Source organism: Roseovarius litoreus (assembly GCF_900142765.1).
Lineage (GTDB): Bacteria > Pseudomonadota > Alphaproteobacteria > Rhodobacterales > Rhodobacteraceae > Roseovarius > Roseovarius litoreus.
Window position 1 is genome coordinate 192637 of sequence record NZ_FRCB01000004.1, and the last position, 18907, is coordinate 211543.

The window sequence follows — 18907 nt, forward strand, 5'->3', positions numbered from 1 at the left end:
CCGCGCGCCACCCGGACGCCGCGCGCCCGCCGGTCACGGCGGGCCAGCCCGGCGCCTGGGTGGCGTCAGCGCAAGATCACTGCACCCGCCGCCACGTCTGCTTGGCGCAGATCAGCCCGCCCGCCACACAGCCGCGCAGCTTCAGCGCATCGCCCTCAAGATCGATCTTCCCGATATAGATCTTGTCGTTCGAGGGCCGCCACACCTTGCCCTCGTAGCGCCCGTCGCCCACCGGCGTCATGTTGCGCACGATGACCTTGCCGACCGTGTCCGACGGCGTCTCAACCCCGTCCCGGAAAGTCCGCGCCACCGTGCCGCAAATATCCGCGCCGCAGGGCTGCATCCTCACATGGGCATAGCCCTCTCCGTCGACCTCGGTCTGCCACATACCCAGAACCGGGTCCGCCATCGCGGCCCCTGCCCCCAAACCCCATACCATGGCCATCGCCAGAACACGTCTCATCCCTGACACTCCTCGCTGTAGATGTCTGAAAGCTGCCCTGCCCCCCGCCTTCAGATCAAGTCTGACGTCGGGTCGCGTTGCATTTCCCGCAGCCTCATGCAAAACGGCACCAACCGCTCGCAGCAAGGAATCCGCGCCATGATCCTCTATCCCGCCATCGATCTCAAGGACGGTCAGGCCGTGCGCCTGCTCAAGGGCGAAATGGACAAGGCCACCGTGTTCAACGACGACCCCGCAGCCCAGGCCGAAGCCTTCGTGCGCGCGGGCTGCGAATGGCTGCACCTGGTGGACCTCAACGGCGCCTTCGCCGGCACGCCGGTCAACGCCGCCCCGGTCGAGGCGATCCTGCAGCGCTGCGCGGTCCCCGCCCAGCTGGGCGGTGGCATCCGCGACATGGCCACCATCGAACGCTGGCTCGACAAGGGGCTGGCCCGCGTCATCCTCGGCACCGTCGCCGTCGAAAACCCGGACCTCGTGCGCGAGGCCGCCCGCGCCTTCCCCGGACAGGTCGCCGTCGGCATCGACGCCCGCGAGGGCCGTGTTGCCACCAAGGGCTGGGCCACTGAAACCGATGTGCGCGCCACCGATCTCGCGCGCTCCTTCGAGGACGCGGGCGTGGCCGCGATCATCTATACCGACATCAACCGCGACGGCGCCATGCAAGGCCCCAATATCGACGAAACCGCCGCACTTGCGCGCGCCGTGTCGATCCCGGTGATCGCCTCGGGCGGCGTGTCCTCGCTCGCCGACCTGATCGCCCTTCGCGATTGCGGCGCAGCACTCAACGGCGCCATCTCGGGCCGTGCGCTGTATGATGGGGCGCTCGATCTGGAGCAGGCGCTCGCGGCGCTGCGCGCCTGAACCGCGCAGGATGCGCTCCGCTCTGGAAACCGGCGCGCTTTGCCCCTAAACCTTTTCGTGACACCGCAATCACAGGCCCGCCATGCTCAAGACCCGCATCATTCCCTGCCTCGACGTGGCCGACGGCCGCGTCGTGAAGGGCGTGAACTTCGTGAACCTGCGCGACGCGGGCGATCCGGTGGACGCCGCCCGCGCCTATGACGCCGCAGGCGCCGACGAGCTGTGCTTTCTCGACATCCATGCCACCCATGAAAACCGTGGCGTGATGCTCGACGTGGTGCGCCGCACCGCCGAGCACTGCTACATCCCGCTCACCGTCGGCGGCGGCGTGCGCACGGTCGAGGATGTCCGCGCGCTCCTTCTGGCCGGCGCCGACAAGGTCAGCTTCAACTCCGCCGCCGTGGCCGACCCCGACGTGGTGCGCCGCGCCGCCGACCAGTTCGGCAGCCAGTGCATCGTGGTGGCCATCGACGCCAAGACCGTCTCCCCCGGCAAATGGGAGATCTTCACCCATGGTGGCCGCAAACCCACCGGCATCGACGCGGTCGCGTTCGCCCGCCTCGTCGAAGACAAGGGCGCCGGTGAAATCCTGCTCACCTCGATGGACCGCGACGGTACGCGCGCAGGCTTCAACCTGGCCCTCACCCGCGCCATCGCCGATGCGGTCTCCATCCCGGTGATCGCCTCGGGCGGCGTCGGCACGCTCGACCACCTGGTCGATGGCGTGCTCAAGGGCGGCGCCTCGGCGGTGCTGGCCGCCTCGATCTTCCATTTCGGCGATTACACCATCGCTCAGGCCAAAGAGCACATGGCCGCCGCCGGCATCCCCGTAAGGACAGGCGCATGACCCTCGAAGAACTCGAAAAGATCGTGGCCGCCCGCGCCACCGCCTCCCCCGATGACAGCTGGACCGCGCGGCTTCTGGCCAAGGGCCCGGAAAAAGCGGCCGAGAAATTCGGCGAAGAGGCGATCGAGGCGCTCATCGAAGCCGTGCGCGGCGACCGCGCCCGCCTCACCTCCGAGGCCGCCGACGTGCTCTTTCACCTCCTGGTCATGCTGCGCGCCCGCGACGTGCCGCTGGCCGATGTGATGGCCGAACTTGACCGCCGCCAATCCCTCTCTGGACTTCAGGAAAAGGCTTCGCGCACCGAATGATCCGCCATATCGTCTTCTTCACCGCCCGCGACGCCGCCGATCTGGACCGTATCCGCGCCGGGCTCGAAACGCTGGCCAGCATCCCCCATGCGCGCCATTTCGAAGTCGGCCGCAACCTGCATGCCGACCGGCTGACCGGCGCCGAGGTGGATTTCGTGGTCTATGCCGAGTTCGACAGCGAGGACGATCTGGCCGCCTACAAGGCCCATCCGACCTATGCCCGCGCCATCGAGATCGTCAAACCCCTGCGCGACATGCGCATCGCCGCCGACATCATCGCCTCCTGAAGCGTCCCGCCACCGGGCTTGCACGCGGCACCCCGCAGGCGGCCAGACCACCGGCGCGGTTTCTTCTGGCCGGAAATATCCCGGGGGAGACAGTCAAATCCCCCGGATTTGACTGGCGGGGGCAGAGCCCCCATCTTCCTTGCCCGACCAGCCCCCGGCCTCACAGTTTCGACGAGATGACCCCGGTATTGAACCCGCCCATGCGCAATTCGCCGAACAGGCGCTGATATTCGATCTTGGGACAACGGTTCATCACCACATCGACGCCGCGCGCGGCTGCCGCCTCGGCGGCCTCGTGGTTTTCGACGCCGATCTGCATCCACACCGTCTGCAGATCGGGAAAACAGCCCAGCGCCTCCTCGACGATGGGCGGCACATGCTCAGAGCGGCGGAAGATATCCACCATATCCACCCCGCCCTCGATCTCGCTCAGGCTGGCTTTCACCTCGGCGCCGAAAACCCGCTCTCCGGCATGGCCGGGATTGACCGGCACCACCTCGAACCCCTTCAGGCTGAGATAGCGCGCCACGTAATAGCTGGGCCTCACGGGGTTCATCGACACGCCCACCACCGCCACGCGCTTGGTGCGGGTCAGGATGTCGCGCAAGAAGGCATCGGAATAGTCATTGCTCATGGGCTTCACCCTACCCGGCTTTGCGGGAAGAAAAAAGCGCCCAAGGAATGCCTTGGGCGCCAGTCGCGGAACGAGGGACAGTGAAGTGAAACACCGATGTTCCGTATCGGCGTTCCTGTAACTGAAGTAGGAAGCCTTGCGCCAAAATAAAGAGGCGCGGCGTTTCGACCCGGTTCACATTCTCGCGACCATCGCATCAGCGCCGGCCTTTCAGTCGAAAATATCCTCGACCACATCCCAGATCTCGCTCAGCACCTTGCGCCCCAATGATTTGCGCCGCTTCACCGGCTTGCGCCGGGCGCGCTCGCCCAACGCCAGACGGCGTTCTTCGTCCCAGTCCACCTGCACCTTGCGCCGTGGCCCGGACGGCACCGCGCCCGTGGGCCGTCCGATTTTTTTCCGGGTATCATCCTGTTGCGGCATGAACTTCATGTCATGCAGCGGCGCCCCACAGGCCGAACAGCTGAGTTCATGCCGGCCCTGATCCAGAACCAGCGCGGCGCGCGTGCCGCAATAATTGCATGTGGCGATTTTCGGTCCCATGGGTCTCCGGCGGTTTTGCGTCAGCGTCTCGATGCATATAGGGCGACAGCCGCCGCGTTTGAGACGTTGAGCGATCCGAAATCGCCCGAAAAGGCGATTCGCACCAATTCGTCGCAGGTTTCGCGGGTCTTTTCGCGCAATCCCGGCCCCTCGGCCCCCAGAACCAGCGCCACCGGACCCTCCGTGCGGCCCTCCAGCGCCTCCTCTATGGTCCGCTCCGCCTCGCCCGCCAGCCCCAGCACCACATAGCCCATGCCCTGCAGCGCCTCGATCGCGCGCCCCAGATTGGTCACCCGCAGATAGGGCTGGCGCTCCAGCGCGCCGCTCGCGGTCTTGGCCAGCGCGCCTGTTTCGGGCGCCGAATGGCGGTGCGGCGCGATCACCGCGCAGGCCCCGAACACTTCCGCCGAGCGCAGAATCGCCCCCACGTTATGCGGATCGCTCACCCGGTCCAGCAACAGAACGCGCGGCGGCGCCTCACCCGGCGCGCTGGCGCAGATCGCCTCCAGCGCCCCCCAATCCAGCGGCTTGACCTCAAGCGCCGCCCCCTGATGCACCGATTGCGGATCAAGCGGCGCGGTAAACCGCCTCGGATCGGCGATCTCGGGCTCCAGCCCGCCCACGGCGATCGCCTCTCCCAGCCGGTCGGCGGCATTGCGTGTCACGATCAGCCGCAGCTTGACGCGCGCAGGGTTCATCAGCGCGTCGCGCACCGCATGCAGCCCAAAGAGCCACACGGTCTCGGCCGCAGCGGCCTTTTTCGCCTGTTCCTTCTCGACGACCCAACGGGGTTTCTTGACGGCCATTCCGGTCCCTTCCTTCTGCGGCGCGACAATGCGGGCGCGCATCGCCCGGCGCAAGGCATTTTCCGGTTGACGCTGGTGGGCCGCTTTCCTAAATACGCCCTCACGCTTGGGGCACAGCCCCGGGCCGTGGGCGACAGGCCGCAAGGTGTGGCAGGGGACTGTAACTCCCTCGCGGAGACGCACGCTAGGTTCGATTCCTAGGTCGCCCACCATTATCCCCCCTCCAGGATCAGCAAAATTCCATGGCGCGGCACCGCTTTGCACCCTTCTGCCCGCGCGTCATCCCTTCTATACTCATCCCAAGGCGGAACCGGGCAGAGTGTGTGTGATGGCCAAAAAGGCAGCGAAGGCGACAGCGGCGAAACGAAAAACCGCCCCGGCGAAACCAAAAGCCGCCGCGGCGAAACCGAAACCCGTCGCCGACCGGCCCTTCAACATCGTGATCGTCGGGCAAGGCGGGCGCCTGCAATACGAAGCGGTGATCTTCGCCGCCTCCCTGCGCGCCCATTCGCCCGATTTCAAAGGCCGCCTGATCGTGGCCGAACCTCAGCCCGGCCCGAAATGGAAGGACGATCCCACCATCCGCGGTGACGACACCCGCGCCCTTCTCGCCGAACTGGGCGCCGAGATCGTGCCCTTCACCTCCCGCCATTTCGGCCAGCCCTACCCTTACGGCAACAAGATCGAGGCGCTGTTTGCCCTGCCCAAGGGCGAACCCTTCGTGTTCTTCGACACCGACACGCTTGTGACCGGCGACATCACCACCGTGCCCTTCGATTTCTCTCGCCCCACCGCATCGCTGCGCCGCGAAGGCACATGGCCCGAGATCCAGCTTTATGGGCCGGGCTACACCGCCACCTGGAAATCGCTCTATGACAAGTTCGGACTGGATTTCGACAGCTCCCTCGATCCCGCATGGCCCGATGAATTCTGGCGCCGCTACCTTTACTTCAACGCGGGGTTTTTCTTCTACGACTGCCCGCATGTCTTCGGGCAACGCTTTCTCGACTACGCCCTTGCGATCCGCGACGACGCGCCCCCCGAACTGATCTGCCAATCGCTCGATCCCTGGCTCGATCAGGTGGCGCTTCCGCTGGTGATCCATGCGCTTGGCGGCGGGCGCGACACCTTGCCTTCCGGTCTTCTGGATGGCGCGGTGACCTGCCATTACCGGCTCTTTCCGCTGCTCTACGCCCGCGAATCCGAGCGTGTCATCGAGGTGCTGGAAGAGGTGACATCCCCCAACCGCATCAAGAAAGTGCTCAAATCCTATGACCCGGTGAAGTTCATGATCTACCACGGTCGGGGCCGCAAGGTCCGCGCGCTCTTCGATCAGGACGACCTGCCGCGCAAGGAACAGGCGATCCGCAACACGATCAAGCGCAACGGCTTCTGGATGCGCTGAAGCGCGTCAGGGGCACGGGAAATATCCTCCCGCCCAGACACATCCCTTGCGAACGCCGTTCCCGTATGGCGCGCCACACCCGAACAGTGTTCCGCCCCTCTCGTGGCCAGTTGTGACACTCCCGGCAATGCCCTACACATTGCGCCAAGCAATTCCCGAGGGAGGACAATCCACATGGCTTACGGTTTCGACACATTGCAAATCCATGCCGGCGCCCGGCCCGATCCGGCCACCGGTGCCCGCCAGACACCCATCTACCAGACAACCGCCTACGTGTTCCGCGATGCCGAACATGCCGCGGCCCTCTTCAACCTGCAGGAAGTGGGATATATCTATTCGCGCCTGACCAACCCGACCGTGGCCGTGCTTCAGGAACGCGTGGCCACGCTCGAGGGCGGCGCCGGTGCCGTCTGCTGCTCGTCGGGCCATGCCGCGCAGATCATGGCGCTCTTTCCGCTCATGGCACCGGGCTGCAACGTGGTGGTGTCCACCCGGCTTTATGGCGGTTCGGTCACCCAGTTCAGCCAGACGATCAAGCGTTTCGGCTGGTCGGCGAAATTCGTCGATTTCGACGATCTCGCGGCGGTCGAGGCGGCGGTCGATGACGACACCCGCGCGATCTTCTGCGAATCGATCGCCAATCCCGGCGGCTACATCACCGATCTCGACGCGATCTCCGGCATCGCCGACAAGGTGGGCCTGCCGCTGATCGTCGACAACACCTCCGCCACGCCCTATCTGTGCCGCCCGATCGAACATGGCGCCACGCTGGTGGTGCATTCGATGACCAAGTTCCTCACAGGCAACGGCACCGTGACCGGCGGCGTCGTGGTCGATTCGGGCAAGTTCGACTGGTCCGCCAGCGGCAAGTTCCCGTCCCTCTCGGACCCCGAACCCGCCTATCACGGCCTGAAATTCCACGAGACATTCGGCCCTCTGGCCTTCACCTTCCACGGCATCGCCATAGGCCTGCGCGATCTGGGCATGACCCTGAACCCGCAAGCCGCGCATTACACGCTGATGGGCATCGAAACCCTGTCCCTGCGGATGCAGCGCCATTGCGAGAACGCCGAAAAGATCGGTGCGTGGCTCGAATCCCATCCGGCGGTCGATCACGTGACCTATGCGGGCCTGAAATCCTCGCCCTATCACGACCGGGTCGCGCGGATCTGTCCCCGTGGCGCGGGCGGGCTCTTCACCGTGGCGCTCAAGGGCGGCTATGACGCCTGCGTCAAGCTCGTGGACAGCCTCGAGCTCTTCTCGCATGTGGCCAATCTGGGCGACACCCGTTCGCTCATCATCCACTCGGCCTCGACCACTCACCGCCAGCTCACCCCCGAGCAGCAGAAAGCCGCGGGTGCCTCGCCGAACGTGGTGCGCATCTCCATCGGAATCGAGGATGCCGACGACCTGATCGCCGATCTGGATCAGGCGCTGGCCAAGGCGGGCGGCTGACCGGCCAGACCTGCCCGGTCACCCGCGCCGCGCACAGCATGTCACGCATCACCGGCGCCGCCTCATACCGGGGCGGCCCCGGACCTTTCCACGCAGAATCCTTTCCCTCGGCGGGAAGCTGCTGTAGAATCTCGCTGCTGAGGGACGGACTCCCAAAGGCCCTGACCCGATGCTAGTGCAGTACAAATGAAACCGAATTTCGCCCTGACTCTCTCTTTCGACGGCATCGGCCTGTTGCACCGGGCCGAAGCAGGCTGGCACGTCGTTGGCGAGGTGTCGCTCGACGGCTCCAACCTTGCAACCGAACTGGCGGATCTTCGCGCCAAGGGGCTGGCGCTCGATCCTTCGGGCATGACCACCCAACTGGTGATTCCCGACGAACAGATCAAATTCCTGTCCTTTTCCGCCGCAAATGCCGACCACGACGCGCTGGAACAGGCCGTGCGCGACAATCTCACAGGGGCAACCCCCTATGCGCTCGAGGATCTGGTCTATGACTGGTCGCTCGATGCTGGACAGGTCCATGTCGCGGCCGTCGCCCGCGAAACCCTCGCCGAAGCCGAGGAGTTCGCAAGCGCCCACGCCTTCAATCCGGTCAGTTTCACAGCCAAGCCCGGCTCGGGGCAATTTGCCGGCGCCCCTTGGTTCGGCAAGACCGCGCAGGCTGGCCAGCACATCCCCGAGGGCGAAACGCTCGATCCCGACACCGCCCCGATCCATGTGATCGGCCCGGCGCCCCCGCCCCCTGCGGATGCTGCCGAAACCGCCGACCTCCCGGCCTCGGACCCGGCCGACAGCGCCGCGACACCAGCCCTTGCCGACGCGGACCCGTCCGACGCCGACACCGCAACACCCGCCGACGCCGCGCCGGACCTCGACGACGCACAGGCACAAGACGCAGCACCGGACCTCGACGCCGCACAGACGCCCGACGAAGCGACGGCCCCCGACACAGACCCGGACCCCGAGGCTGTCTCTAACCCTCAGGCGCCCGACGAACCCGAGGCGGACCAGACCCCCGCCGCGCCTCCCGTCACCCCACCGGTTGCCGCACCCGGTGCCGACCAGACACCCGCCCCGGCCTTCCGTTCGATCCGCGCCACCCGCGACGAGCCCTCCGCGCTCCCCGCCGCACCGCGCCTCGAAGGGGCCGACCGCAGCCTGCGCACCCCGGACGACGCCCCTCCGGTCACCGGTCAGCCCGAAGACGCCCTCTCCGAGCGCAACGCCTCGCGCCTCGCGGCCTCTCTCGCCGCCGAACCGCAGGACCGGCTTCACCCCGCGCCCGCCGAGCCCCCTGCCGAAACAAGCGCCGCCTCCTTCTTCTTCGCGCGCCGCTCGAGCGAACCGGTGCCCGCCACCGTCGCCGCCCCGCCTCCCCCCGCCGACGAAAAGCAGCGCATGACCATCTTCGGCGCGCGCGAGCCCGTCGAAGTCGGCGGCAAGCCGCGCTATCTGGGCCTGATCCTGACCGCCCTCCTGCTGCTCTTCCTGATCGTCGTGGCCGCCTGGGCCTCGGTCTTCGCCGAGGACGGCATCGCCCGGCTCTTCCGCAGCGCGCCCGAACCGCAGATCGCCCAAGTTCCCAAACGCCCCGATCCCGCGCCGCTGCCCGCGCCCGCGCAGACGCAACCGGCCCCCACCGATCTTGCCGCCCTGCCCGACGCGGACGCAAACGCCGACGCCAGCGCGCCCGCAACCACCGACACCTCGTCCCTCACCGCGCGCCCCGACCCGACCGAGCTTTCGCCGGACGAGGCGCTGGCCCGCTATGCCGCTACCGGCATATGGCTCATGGCGCCCGAAGCGCCCTCCGCACCGGGCCTCATCACGCTCGACGATTTCTACCAGACCTCGATCGACACGCGGGTTCGCTCCTCGGATGCGGTGGCCCTGCCCGACATGGACAGTCTCCGCCACGAGGCGCGCCCCCAAACCCCCCCCGCTCCGGCCCCCGCCGGCACCCGCTTCACCGTGGATGAGCGCGGGCTCGTCGTCGCCACGCCCGAGGGCGCGCTGACACCCCAGGGCGTGCGCGTCTTTGCGGGCCGCCCCGCCCTGACCCCTCCGGCCCTGCCCGACCGGCCCACCGCCATCGCCAGCGCATTGCCCGAGGCCGAAACCAGCCGCCTTCTGGGCGTGCGGCCGCAGCTGCGCCCCGACACGCTGGCCGAACAGAACGAGCGTGCCTCTCTGGGGGCCGGTGGACGCAGCCTGGCCGAACTTGCCACCCTGCGCCCCCGGTTGCGCCCCCCAAGCGCCCAGCAGACCGCCCAGCAGGCCGCAGCCCCGACGCCAAATGTCGATCCCGATGCCGTCGCCGCCGCCCTGGCCGAGGCCGCCTCGGAACCCGATCCTTTCGCCTCGGCCACGCCGCAGGCGGTCACCGCCTCGCTCAAGCCCAATCCGCGGCCCAATAATTTCGACCGCACCGTCGCCCGCACCCGCGAGGCCGAACAGGCAACCCCCGTCGCCGCCAATCAGCGCATGGCGCCAAGCGCGCCCACCGCCACCACCGTGGCCCGTGCCGCCACCGACCAGAACGTGATCTCGCTGCGTCAGGTCAACCTGATCGGCGTCTACGGCACCCCCACCAACCGCCGCGCCCTCGTCCGTCTGGCCAATGGCCGCTACGAAAAGGTCAAGGTGGGCGACAGGCTCGATGGCGGGCAGGTCGCCGCCATCGGCAATGACGAGCTGCGCTATCTCAAACGCGGTCGCAACATTGTGCTCAAGATGCCACGCGGCTGATCCCCTCCCGAACCCGGCACCGCCCTAAAATACCGCCGCCGCATTGCGGCATTCCTGCGAAGTCTCTACGCTTGGCTCGAACACGGCACCGGCCATTCTGCCGCGCGCCGCTCTACAAGGCGCATTGCACATGGAAGGCTTTCTGTTTCAGGCCACGATATTTCTGGCCGCCGCCGTCATCGCCGTGCCTCTGGCGGCGCGGCTGGGGCTGGGATCGGTGCTGGGCTATCTGGCCGCTGGCATCCTGATCGGGCCGGTGCTTGGCCTTGTCGGCGGGTATGAAACCATCGAGTTGCAGCATTTCGCCGAATTCGGCGTGGTGATGATGCTGTTCCTCATCGGCCTCGAGCTCGAGCCGCGTGCCCTTTGGGACATGCGCCACCGGCTTCTGGGCCTTGGCGGGCTGCAGATCACCCTGACCACCGCTGCCGTGATGGGCGGCGCGATGTGGTTCGGCCACCCATGGAGCATCTCTCTCACCGTCGGTCTGGTCTTTGCGCTGTCCTCCACGGCGATCGTCCTGCAAACCCTCAGCGAAAAGGGGCTGATGCAAACCGGCGGCGGGCGCTCGGCCTTCTCGGTGCTGCTGACGCAGGACATTGCCGTGATCCCGATGCTGGCGCTTCTGCCGCTGCTCGCCCTGCCCAAATCCCCCGAGATGGTCATGGGCGAGGCGCTGCAGCGCATGAACGGCACCGCCCCCGCCGCAAAGCCCGAGGCCGGCGCCCATGCCGCCGCCGCCTCCTTCATCGAAAGCCTGCCGGGATGGGGGGCCACGCTCGTCACCATCGGCGCTGTCGTCGCCATCATCCTGACCGGCATCTATCTCACCCGGCCCGTGTTCCGCTTCATCCACGCCGCCCGCCTGCGCGAGATGTACACCGCTCTGGCGCTGCTGATCGTGGTGGGCATCGCCTTCCTGATGAACCTCGTGGGCCTCTCCCCGGCGCTTGGCGCGTTTCTGGCGGGCGTCGTTCTGGCCAACTCGGAATTCCGGCACGAGCTGGAAAGCGATATCGCCCCCTTCAAGGGGCTGTTGCTGGGGCTGTTCTTCATTACCGTGGGGGCTGGCATCAACTTCGAGGTGCTGGCGCGCGCGCCCTTCACCGTGATCGGCATCGCGCTGGCGCTGATCGTGCTCAAGGGCGCGATCCTGTTTTTCCTCGGCCTTGCCTTCCGCCTGCGCGGCCGCAACCTGTGGCTCTTCACGCTGTCACTGGCACAGGCGGGCGAATTCGGCTTCGTGCTGATCTCCTTTTCCGGCCAGATCCATGCCCTGCCCCCGTCGATGACGGAAATCCTTCTGCTGATCGTGGCGCTGACCATGCTCATCACGCCGCTGCTCTTCATCCTCTATGACTGGCTTTCCAGCCGGATGGAGGATGTCGCCGAACCGCAGGAACCCGACCATATCGACGAACAGGCGCCCGTCATCATCGCGGGCATCGGTCGCTTCGGGCAGATCGTCAACCGGCTGGTGCGCTCGAGCGGCTTCAACACCGTGGTTCTCGATCACGACCTGAACGCCATTCAGCGCATGCGCCGTTTCGGGATCAAGGGCTTCTTCGGCGACCCAACCCGGCCCGAACTGCTCCATGCCGCAGGGCTGGCCCACGCCAAGGTGCTCGTCGCCGCCCTCGACAACCCTGAGGCCACGACCCGCCTTGTCGCCTTCGCCCGCCGCGAACGCCCCGACCTGCACATCATCGCCCGTGCCCGCGACCGCACCCATGTGTTCCGGCTCTACAAGGCCGGGGCAGATGACATCGTGCGCGAACTCTTCGACAGCTCCCTGCGCGCGGGCCGTTACGTGCTCGAGAATCTGGGCCTCACCGAATTCGAAGCCGCCGAGCTGGAAAAGACCTTCTACCATCACGACCGCCAGTCAGTCCGCGATCTGGCCGCCCTCTGGGATCCCGAGATTCCCACAATCCGGAACGCCGCCTATATCGAACGCGCCCGGGCGCTCGAACGCGAGTTGGAAACCATGCTCCTGTCGCAATTGGAAGAGACCGCCGAGCCACCGGACAAGGACCCGCGCGACGGGTGATCCCGGCGCGATTTCGCGGGTTTGCGTACGGAAGGGACACAATTTTCGGAATCAGGGCCGGGTTTCGTCCTGAACGCGTGTAGGATTATGACGAAACCTACACAACTCACCTGTCCGAAACACCCGCCTCCGCAAAGCTCGCCATGCCCGAATGACAGGCCAGCGCGGCCTTCAGAATGCCCACCGCAAGCGTGCCGCCCGACCCTTCGCCAAGCCGCATGCCCAAGGACAGGATCGGCTCTTTTCCAAGCCTTTCCAATAGCTTGGGATGTGCGACTTCGGCGCTGACATGGCCTGCGACCGCATGATCCAGCGCCCCGGGCTGCGCCGCATCAAGGCAAGCCGCCGCCGCGCCACAGATAAAACCGTCCAGAATCAAGGGGATACGCAAGACCCGCGCGCGCACCATCGCGCCCGCCATCGCCGCCAACTCCCTGCCACCCAGACAGCGCAGGGTCTCCAGACCGTTGTTTTTGCACGCTTTATTGGCCTCGACCGCGCGTGTCACAACCTCCGCCTTGTGGGCAAGCGCGTCCCCGTCCACCCCGGTTCCGCGCCCCGTCCACTCTTGCGCCGTCCCCCCGAACACCGCCAGCGCAATCGCCGCCGCACTGGTCGTGTTGCCGATTCCCATCTCTCCGACAACCAGCAAATCCGCTTTCTTATCAACGGCTTGCCAGCCAATTTGCAGCGCCTCGACCAGCTCCACCTCGGTCATTGCCGGCCCTTGGGTGATGTCATTCACCGGCTGATCCAGCCTCAGCGCATGCACATCCATCCGCGCCCCGACCGTCTCCGCCAACTGGTTCACAGCCGCCCCCCCGGCTTTAAAATTCGCCACCATCTGCGCCGTCACCTCGGGCGGGAAAGCCGAGACGCCTTGCACCGTAACTCCATGATTTCCGGCGAAAACTATGGTCTGCGGGGCTGTGATGCTGGCCCTTGGATCACCACGCCAGGCGCAATACCACGCCGCCAATTCCTCCAACCGCCCAAGCGATCCCGGTGGTTTGGTCAACTGCGCATCGCGCGCATGGGCGGCCTGTCGCGCCCCCTCGTCAGGCGCGGGAAGCCCTTGAAGAATATCGGAAAATTCAGCCAGATCGCTAAACTCTTGGCGCATCCGCTCCCCCGTTGCATCATCTACGCGACCTGTGTATCGCAGCGATGAACACGGACGCAGCCGAAAAAGGCCCCGAATTGAGAAAAAACGACCAAGCCCTTGTCAAAGCTTCGGATTTTGCGCTCGCCCTGGCGCTTCTGACGCGTTTGCCGGTGCATGTGTCCAGCTTCGAGCGTGGCGCCCGCGCCGCATGGGCCTATCCGCTGGTTGGACTGGTCTTGGGCGGACTGGCGGCGACGGCGGGCTTTATTGGCCATTGGCTTGGCTTTGACGCAGCGATCAACGCATTGATTTCCTTGGCTGTTCTTGTCGTTCTTACCGGTGCGATGCATGAAGACGGGCTGGCCGATACGGCCGATGGGTTCTGGGGCGGATGGGATCCCGCCCGCCGGCTCGAGATCATGAAGGACAGTCATATCGGCGCCTATGGCGTGATTGCCCTTTTCTTCGGTTTATCAGCACGTTGGCTCGCGCTCTGGATGCTGTACGAGGCCAGCCTCGCCGCCGCCTTCACCGGCCTTATTGCCGCTGCGATCCTGTCCCGCGCGGTCTTGCCCGCCCTGATGGCCAGCTTGCCAAACGCCCGCGCATCGGGCCTGTCGCACAGTACGGGTCGCTGCCCGGCCAGGACCGCATGGCTCGCAGCCGGGCTAAGTATCGGATTTTCGTTTCTTTTATTAGGCGCGTCGGTCGTTGGCGCTGCCGCACTTGCCGTGATTGCAGGCCTCGCAATGGCGCGCATCGCCCGGGCCAAGATCTGCGGTCAGACGGGCGATGTCTTGGGCGCCACGCAGCAAGTCACTGAAATAGTGATCCTTTTCACGCTCATCGCATAGGCCGATTAAAAAAGCCGCGCCCTGATGGGCGCGGCTTGATTTCGTGAAACGGTTATTCTCACGCCGCGCGTGACACCAGCACTTCATCCACCTTCTTGGCAGCCTGCACCTCGTCTCCGCCGCTCACAGCGGCGACTTCGCGTGTCAGACGCTCGAGCGCCGCTTCGTAAAGCTGCCGTTCGGAATAGCTTTGCTCGCGCTGATCGTCGGTGCGGTGCAGGTCACGCACGACCTCGGCAATCGCGATCAGGTCACCCGAATTGATCTTCTGTTCGTATTCCTGCGCCCGCCGCGACCACATCGCGCGCTTGACCTTGGCCTTGCCTTTCAACGTGGACATGGCCTTGGACACCACATCAGGGCTCGAAAGGCTGCGCATGCCGACTTCGACGGCCTTGTTCGTCGGCACGCGGAGTGTCATCTTGTCCTTCTCGAAGGAAATGACGAACAATTCCAGCGTGATACCGGCAATTTCCTGTTCCTCGATCGATACGATCTGCCCGACCCCGTGTGCAGGGTAGACAACATAATCGTCTGGGCGGAACTCGGATTTCTTAGATTTGCTCATTCGGATCTTCCTCAAAAGCAGCCAGTCTCTTGACACAACAATCACTGCCCAAGGGCCATGGGGCCGGTGAGACACGTGTATCGCAGGGAAACCATCTCCTGACGGTTTGGTCGGAGTATGGAGAACGGGCAGCTATCTTCATTTGTCATATAACCATAGCATAAAAATACGGCATTCGGAAGTGCCGCACATACGAGGCCCGCTGTCACACTTGATTTATGAGGATATTCATGGAGATACGAGCCAAAGCTCGCTCCACTTCACGGGTAGCCCAACCTTCATGCACCGAATCGCAGGTGCGGGTCAGCCGCCCTCGCCGGGCTTTTCCGAGAAATACTTCTCAAGCTTGCCCTCTTCGCCGTCACGCTCTTCCGCGTCGGGCATCTGGTCTTTCTTCGTGATGATGACGGGCCACATTTCGGAGTATTTGCGATTGAACTCGACCCATTTTTCCATGTCCGGCTCGGTATCGGGTCGGATCGCATCCGCAGGGCATTCCGGCTCGCAGACGCCACAGTCAATGCATTCGTCAGGATGGATGACCAGCATGTTTTCGCCTTCGTAGAAACAATCCACGGGGCACACCTCGACACAATCGGTGTACTTGCAGGCGATGCAGTTGTCCGTCACGACATAGGTCATATGGGTCTCTCGGCTTTTATTTTCACCGCACCAAGTAATCCAGCCTCGCCGATCAATCAAGCGTATCCGGTCGGTTCAGATCGAGTTTGCGACGATCTCGCTTGGTCGGACGACCCTTTCCCTCAAACTTGGGCGACGCGGGAATATCTGACCGCTCTTCTTGCGGGCTCATATCCTCGTAAAGCGTTGCCGCCTCGGGGGCCGGTCCGCGCCTCTCGCCGATAGCGACGATACGGATCACCCGGATCCGGCTCGCCTGGGGAAATGTCAGCACATCGCCCGGGACGACGGCATGCGCCGGCTTGGACACTTTCTCGCTATTGACCCGGACATGACCACCAGAGACGAGCTTTGCCGATATGCCGCGCGTCTTGAAAAAGCGCGCGTGCCACAACCATTTATCCAGCCGGATTTTCCCTGGTCGCGGCTCCAAATCGGCGGATCGCCCGCTCAACCCTTGCCCTTCAGCCCCATCAAGGCCGCGGCAAAGGGATTGTCCGGGTCGATCTGATCCTTCTTGCGCTCGGGCCGTGCGGCAAAGGTCTTGGGCCCGCTTTCGGCACGCGGCTTGCCCCGGTTGGGTTTGCCGCTCTTGGCGCCACCCTTGCCAGAAGGTTTGCCACCTGCCGCCTTGGGTTTGCCGCGCTGATCGGGACGCGCACGCGCAGCGCGGCCTGCCCAGGTAAAGGTGTAGAACACCTCGGTTTCCGGGGCTGCGGCGGCGGTGTCGGGGGCCTCTCCCGGCATAATCTCGGTCTCGGTTGCGGCCGGAATATCCGCCGCGACCTCGGGCTGCTCTGACGGCTCGGCCGCAATCGGTGCCGCGCCATCGTCGGGGATGGCGTTCACAATGTCTTCCGCAGTGGCCGCAGCGGCGGCAGGATCGGTTTCGGCATGTTCCGCCTGCTCTGCCGGGGCCTGCGCGAGGGCCTGATCCACCGGCTTGACCTTCTCGCGCTCGGCACGCTCGGCCTTGTATCCAAGGCCTTCCATGAGGTCGGCGAACTGTTCGAGGGTCATCCCCGTGATCGACAGCATGTCCGGCGTGGCCTCGAACCCGGCCCGGCTGTCTTCGCCGCGCAGCATGTCGGCCAGACGTTCCAGCATGTCGATACGGATCGCACGTTCGCCTGCCGCGCGGTAGCCTGCCATCGCGTGATACCCGCGCGGCACGGCGCCGGGGCCACCCGCAGGGACCGTCACCAGACCCGGCGGCGGCGCTTCGGGAAATTCATCAAGACCTTGCGCAAGCGACCACAGCAAAAGACGCAGCCGCGTCGGCGCGGGCTTGAGCAACAAGGGCATGAAGACGGTGAACTGACCAAATCGGACGCCATGCTTGCGCAGCGCGCCACGGGCGTCCTGATCCAAGGATTTGACATCCTCGGCCACGTCGCCGCGCGGGACGATGCCGAAATTCTCGACCAGTCGGAATCCGAACCCCCGTGCCATCCCGGTCAGGGTGTCGTCACGCTGGATGTTCAGCAAAGGCTCGAACAAGGTGGCGATCTTGCGGTCCATGAAATGCTGCAACCGGCGCTGGACCTTCTGCATGACATCCTCGCCGGCGACGTCATCGACAAACGCCTCGACCTGCGGCTTGAGCGGATCGGAGCCGGCGACAAGCTTGCCCACCGCCTGCTCGCCCCACATCAGCCCGCCCTGTTCGGTGAAATCGATCTCGGTGTCGGGCGAATTGTAGAACCGATCCGCCCTCAGGTGGAACTGCGGGCTGAGCGCCTGAAGACTTGCTTGTCTCACGGCCTTTTCTTCCTGCCCGGCCAAAGCCCGGTCCTGAATGAAGCGGAATCCCTCAAGACGGCCGACAAATTCGCCCTCGACCGTCACATCACCGTTCTCGTTCACTTCGGCCACCATGGCTTCCTTCTGCTTGAGTCGGCGCAAAAGCACGGATGTGCGCCGATCCACAAATCTTTGGGTCAGACGCTCGTGCAGCGCATCCGACAGGCGGTCTTCTACCGCGCGCGTTTCGCCGCGCCAATGCGTTTCATCATCGACCCAGCCTTTTCGCTGCGCAACATACGTCCATGTGCGGATATAGGCGAGACGTTTCGACAATGTGTCAATGTCACCATCGGTCCGGTCGATCCGCTTGACCTGCCGGGCCAGCCAGTCGTCCGGAACCCTTCCCAGTTCGTGAAGATCGCAGAAGATCGTCTCGAGCAGGCTGGAATGTTCGGCATGGCTTATGCCGCGGAAATCCGGCACCCGGCACACATCCCACAACAGACGCACCGATGCCCCGTCACTGGCGCGCGCCCGCACGGCGGCCACCTGAGCCAGCGACTTGAGAGCCCCAAGGTCATCGGCCTCACGCGCACGGGCAAGCCATTGGTCCTCAGGCTTGGCCTCGAGTGCGGCGATCAGGGCGTCGATCTGTCCGAACGGCAGGTTGGCGTTGCGCCATTCGAGTTTGCGGATCGGGGTGAACCTGTGATCCATGATGGCGCGGGCCACCTCGTCCGACAACTCCGGCGCTTCGCCCGTGACGCCAAAGGTGCCGTGGCTCATGCCGCGACCGGCACGTCCGGCGATCTGCGCCAATTCATTGGGAGCAAGCGGGCGCATCCGGCGGCCATCGAACTTGGACAGCGACGAAAACGCGACATGGTCGATATCCAGATTGAGCCCCATGCCGATCGCATCGGTCGCCACCAGATAATCCACATCACCGTTTTGATAGAGCGCAACCTGTGCATTGCGCGTTCTGGGGCTGAGCGCGCCCATCACGACAGCAGCGCCGCCCTTCTGGCGTTTGAGCACTTCGGCGATGGCATACACATTATCAACAGAAAAGCCGACAATTGCACTTCTGGCGGGCATCTTGCTGATCTTTTTCGAACCTGAATAGGCCAGCTGGGACATGCGCTCGCGGCTCAGAAATTCCACGCCCGGCACCAGCGCCGCAATCGCGCTGCGCATGGTGGCCGCACCCAGAAACTGCGTCTCCTTCAGTCCGCGCATCCGCAGCAGACGGTCGGTAAAGACATGGCCACGTTCGGGATCGGCGCAGAGCTGGATTTCATCGATCGCGACGAAATCCGCGCCCAACCCCTCGGGCATCGCTTCGACGGTGCAGACCCAGTATTGCGTGCGCTCGGGCACGATGCGTTCCTCGCCGGTGACAAGCGCCACCACGGATGGCCCGCGCGCCCTGACGATCCGGTCATAGACCTCGCGCGCAAGAAGGCGCAGGGGCAGACCGATGATACCTGTGCGATAGCCCAGCATCCGCTCGATCGCGAAATGCGTCTTGCCGGTATTGGTGGGGCCGAGAACCGCAAGGGTTCTTGACTGCTCGGTCATG

At 65.1% G+C, this 18907-nt stretch carries 18 protein-coding genes and 1 tRNA gene; 10 read left to right on the plus strand and 9 right to left on the minus strand.

Annotated elements, in window-relative coordinates; genetic code table 11:
* Positions 1–76: 76 nt before the first annotated feature.
* Positions 77–463: a DUF2147 domain-containing protein gene (locus F3H35_RS09550; protein ID WP_037295444.1), complete on the minus strand. Its 387-nt coding sequence runs from the start codon at positions 461–463 to the stop codon at positions 77–79.
* Positions 464–601: 138 nt separating this feature from the next.
* On the opposite strand from F3H35_RS09550, the gene hisA reads away from it, so the two are divergent.
* The 4 genes from hisA to F3H35_RS09570 all read left to right on the plus strand — a co-directional run bounded on the left by hisA (position 602) and on the right by F3H35_RS09570 (position 2766).
* A complete protein-coding gene (gene hisA, locus F3H35_RS09555) occupies positions 602–1324 on the plus strand; it encodes a 1-(5-phosphoribosyl)-5-[(5-phosphoribosylamino)methylideneamino]imidazole-4-carboxamide isomerase (RefSeq protein WP_149779387.1) in 723 nt (240 codons plus the stop codon).
* 82 nt (positions 1325–1406) lie between these two features.
* Entirely contained in the window at positions 1407–2171 is a 765-nt protein-coding gene (gene hisF / locus F3H35_RS09560) for an imidazole glycerol phosphate synthase subunit HisF (RefSeq protein WP_149779388.1), read from the plus strand.
* Positions 2168–2479, plus strand: a complete 312-nt coding sequence (locus F3H35_RS09565) for a phosphoribosyl-ATP diphosphatase (protein WP_149779389.1) — start codon at positions 2168–2170, stop codon at positions 2477–2479. The genes hisF and F3H35_RS09565 overlap by 4 nt, the downstream gene beginning before the upstream one ends.
* Complete coding sequence (locus F3H35_RS09570) at positions 2476–2766, plus strand: Dabb family protein (protein WP_149779390.1); 291 nt, start codon at positions 2476–2478, stop codon at positions 2764–2766. Before F3H35_RS09565 ends, F3H35_RS09570 begins: the two co-directional genes overlap by 4 nt.
* Positions 2767–2926: 160 nt before the next feature.
* Here the strand turns inward: F3H35_RS09570 and F3H35_RS09575 are convergent, their stop codons facing one another.
* The 3 genes from F3H35_RS09575 to rlmB form a co-directional block, all read right to left on the minus strand.
* Positions 2927–3400 (minus strand): CoA-binding protein, encoded by a 474-nt coding sequence (locus F3H35_RS09575; RefSeq protein ID WP_149779391.1) that lies wholly within the window; start codon positions 3398–3400, stop codon positions 2927–2929.
* Positions 3401–3610: 210 nt separating this feature from the next.
* Positions 3611–3943 carry a hypothetical protein gene (locus F3H35_RS09580; protein ID WP_149779392.1) on the minus strand — a complete coding sequence of 111 codons (333 nt, stop codon included), beginning with the start codon at positions 3941–3943 and terminating at the stop codon, positions 3611–3613.
* A 20-nt stretch (positions 3944–3963) separates the two neighbouring features.
* On the minus strand, positions 3964–4749 hold the full coding sequence (gene rlmB / locus F3H35_RS09585) for a 23S rRNA (guanosine(2251)-2'-O)-methyltransferase RlmB (RefSeq protein ID WP_149779393.1): 786 nt from the start codon (positions 4747–4749) through the stop codon (positions 3964–3966).
* A 128-nt stretch (positions 4750–4877) separates the two neighbouring features.
* Here rlmB and F3H35_RS09590 point away from each other — a divergent pair.
* The 5 genes from F3H35_RS09590 to F3H35_RS09610 all read left to right on the plus strand — a co-directional run bounded on the left by F3H35_RS09590 (position 4878) and on the right by F3H35_RS09610 (position 12410).
* Positions 4878–4961 (plus strand) — tRNA-Tyr (locus tag F3H35_RS09590).
* A 116-nt stretch (positions 4962–5077) separates the two neighbouring features.
* On the plus strand, positions 5078–6154 hold the full coding sequence (locus tag F3H35_RS09595; RefSeq protein WP_223228370.1) for a glycosyltransferase family A protein: 1077 nt from the start codon (positions 5078–5080) through the stop codon (positions 6152–6154).
* Positions 6155–6328: 174 nt separating this feature from the next.
* Positions 6329–7609, plus strand: coding sequence for an O-acetylhomoserine aminocarboxypropyltransferase/cysteine synthase family protein (locus F3H35_RS09600; RefSeq protein WP_149779394.1), 1281 nt, complete (start codon positions 6329–6331; stop codon positions 7607–7609).
* A gap of 186 nt (positions 7610–7795) precedes the next feature.
* Complete coding sequence (locus tag F3H35_RS09605; protein WP_149779395.1) at positions 7796–10360, plus strand: hypothetical protein; 2565 nt, start codon at positions 7796–7798, stop codon at positions 10358–10360.
* A gap of 130 nt (positions 10361–10490) precedes the next feature.
* Positions 10491–12410 carry a cation:proton antiporter domain-containing protein gene (locus F3H35_RS09610; protein ID WP_149779396.1) on the plus strand — a complete coding sequence of 640 codons (1920 nt, stop codon included), beginning with the start codon at positions 10491–10493 and terminating at the stop codon, positions 12408–12410.
* 106 nt (positions 12411–12516) lie between these two features.
* Here F3H35_RS09610 and cobT read toward each other — a convergent pair whose 3' ends face one another.
* Complete coding sequence (gene cobT, locus F3H35_RS09615) at positions 12517–13533, minus strand: nicotinate-nucleotide--dimethylbenzimidazole phosphoribosyltransferase (RefSeq protein ID WP_149779397.1); 1017 nt, start codon at positions 13531–13533, stop codon at positions 12517–12519.
* Between the two features lie 44 nt (positions 13534–13577).
* Between cobT and cobS the strand changes: the two genes are divergently transcribed.
* A complete protein-coding gene (cobS, locus tag F3H35_RS09620) occupies positions 13578–14369 on the plus strand; it encodes an adenosylcobinamide-GDP ribazoletransferase (protein WP_149779398.1) in 792 nt (263 codons plus the stop codon).
* Between the two features lie 58 nt (positions 14370–14427).
* Here the strand turns inward: cobS and F3H35_RS09625 are convergent, their stop codons facing one another.
* From F3H35_RS09625 to F3H35_RS09640, 4 genes are all read right to left on the minus strand, one after another.
* Positions 14428–14937, minus strand: a complete 510-nt coding sequence (locus F3H35_RS09625) for a CarD family transcriptional regulator (RefSeq protein WP_149779399.1) — start codon at positions 14935–14937, stop codon at positions 14428–14430.
* Positions 14938–15240: 303 nt separating this feature from the next.
* Positions 15241–15579, minus strand: a complete 339-nt coding sequence (gene fdxA, locus F3H35_RS09630) for a ferredoxin FdxA (RefSeq protein ID WP_007818469.1) — start codon at positions 15577–15579, stop codon at positions 15241–15243.
* 52 nt (positions 15580–15631) lie between these two features.
* Complete coding sequence (locus F3H35_RS09635) at positions 15632–16033, minus strand: RNA-binding S4 domain-containing protein (protein WP_223228371.1); 402 nt, start codon at positions 16031–16033, stop codon at positions 15632–15634.
* A complete protein-coding gene (locus F3H35_RS09640; RefSeq protein ID WP_149779400.1) occupies positions 16030–18906 on the minus strand; it encodes a helicase-related protein in 2877 nt (958 codons plus the stop codon). Before F3H35_RS09640 ends, F3H35_RS09635 begins: the two co-directional genes overlap by 4 nt.
* Position 18907: the final 1 nt, after the last annotated feature.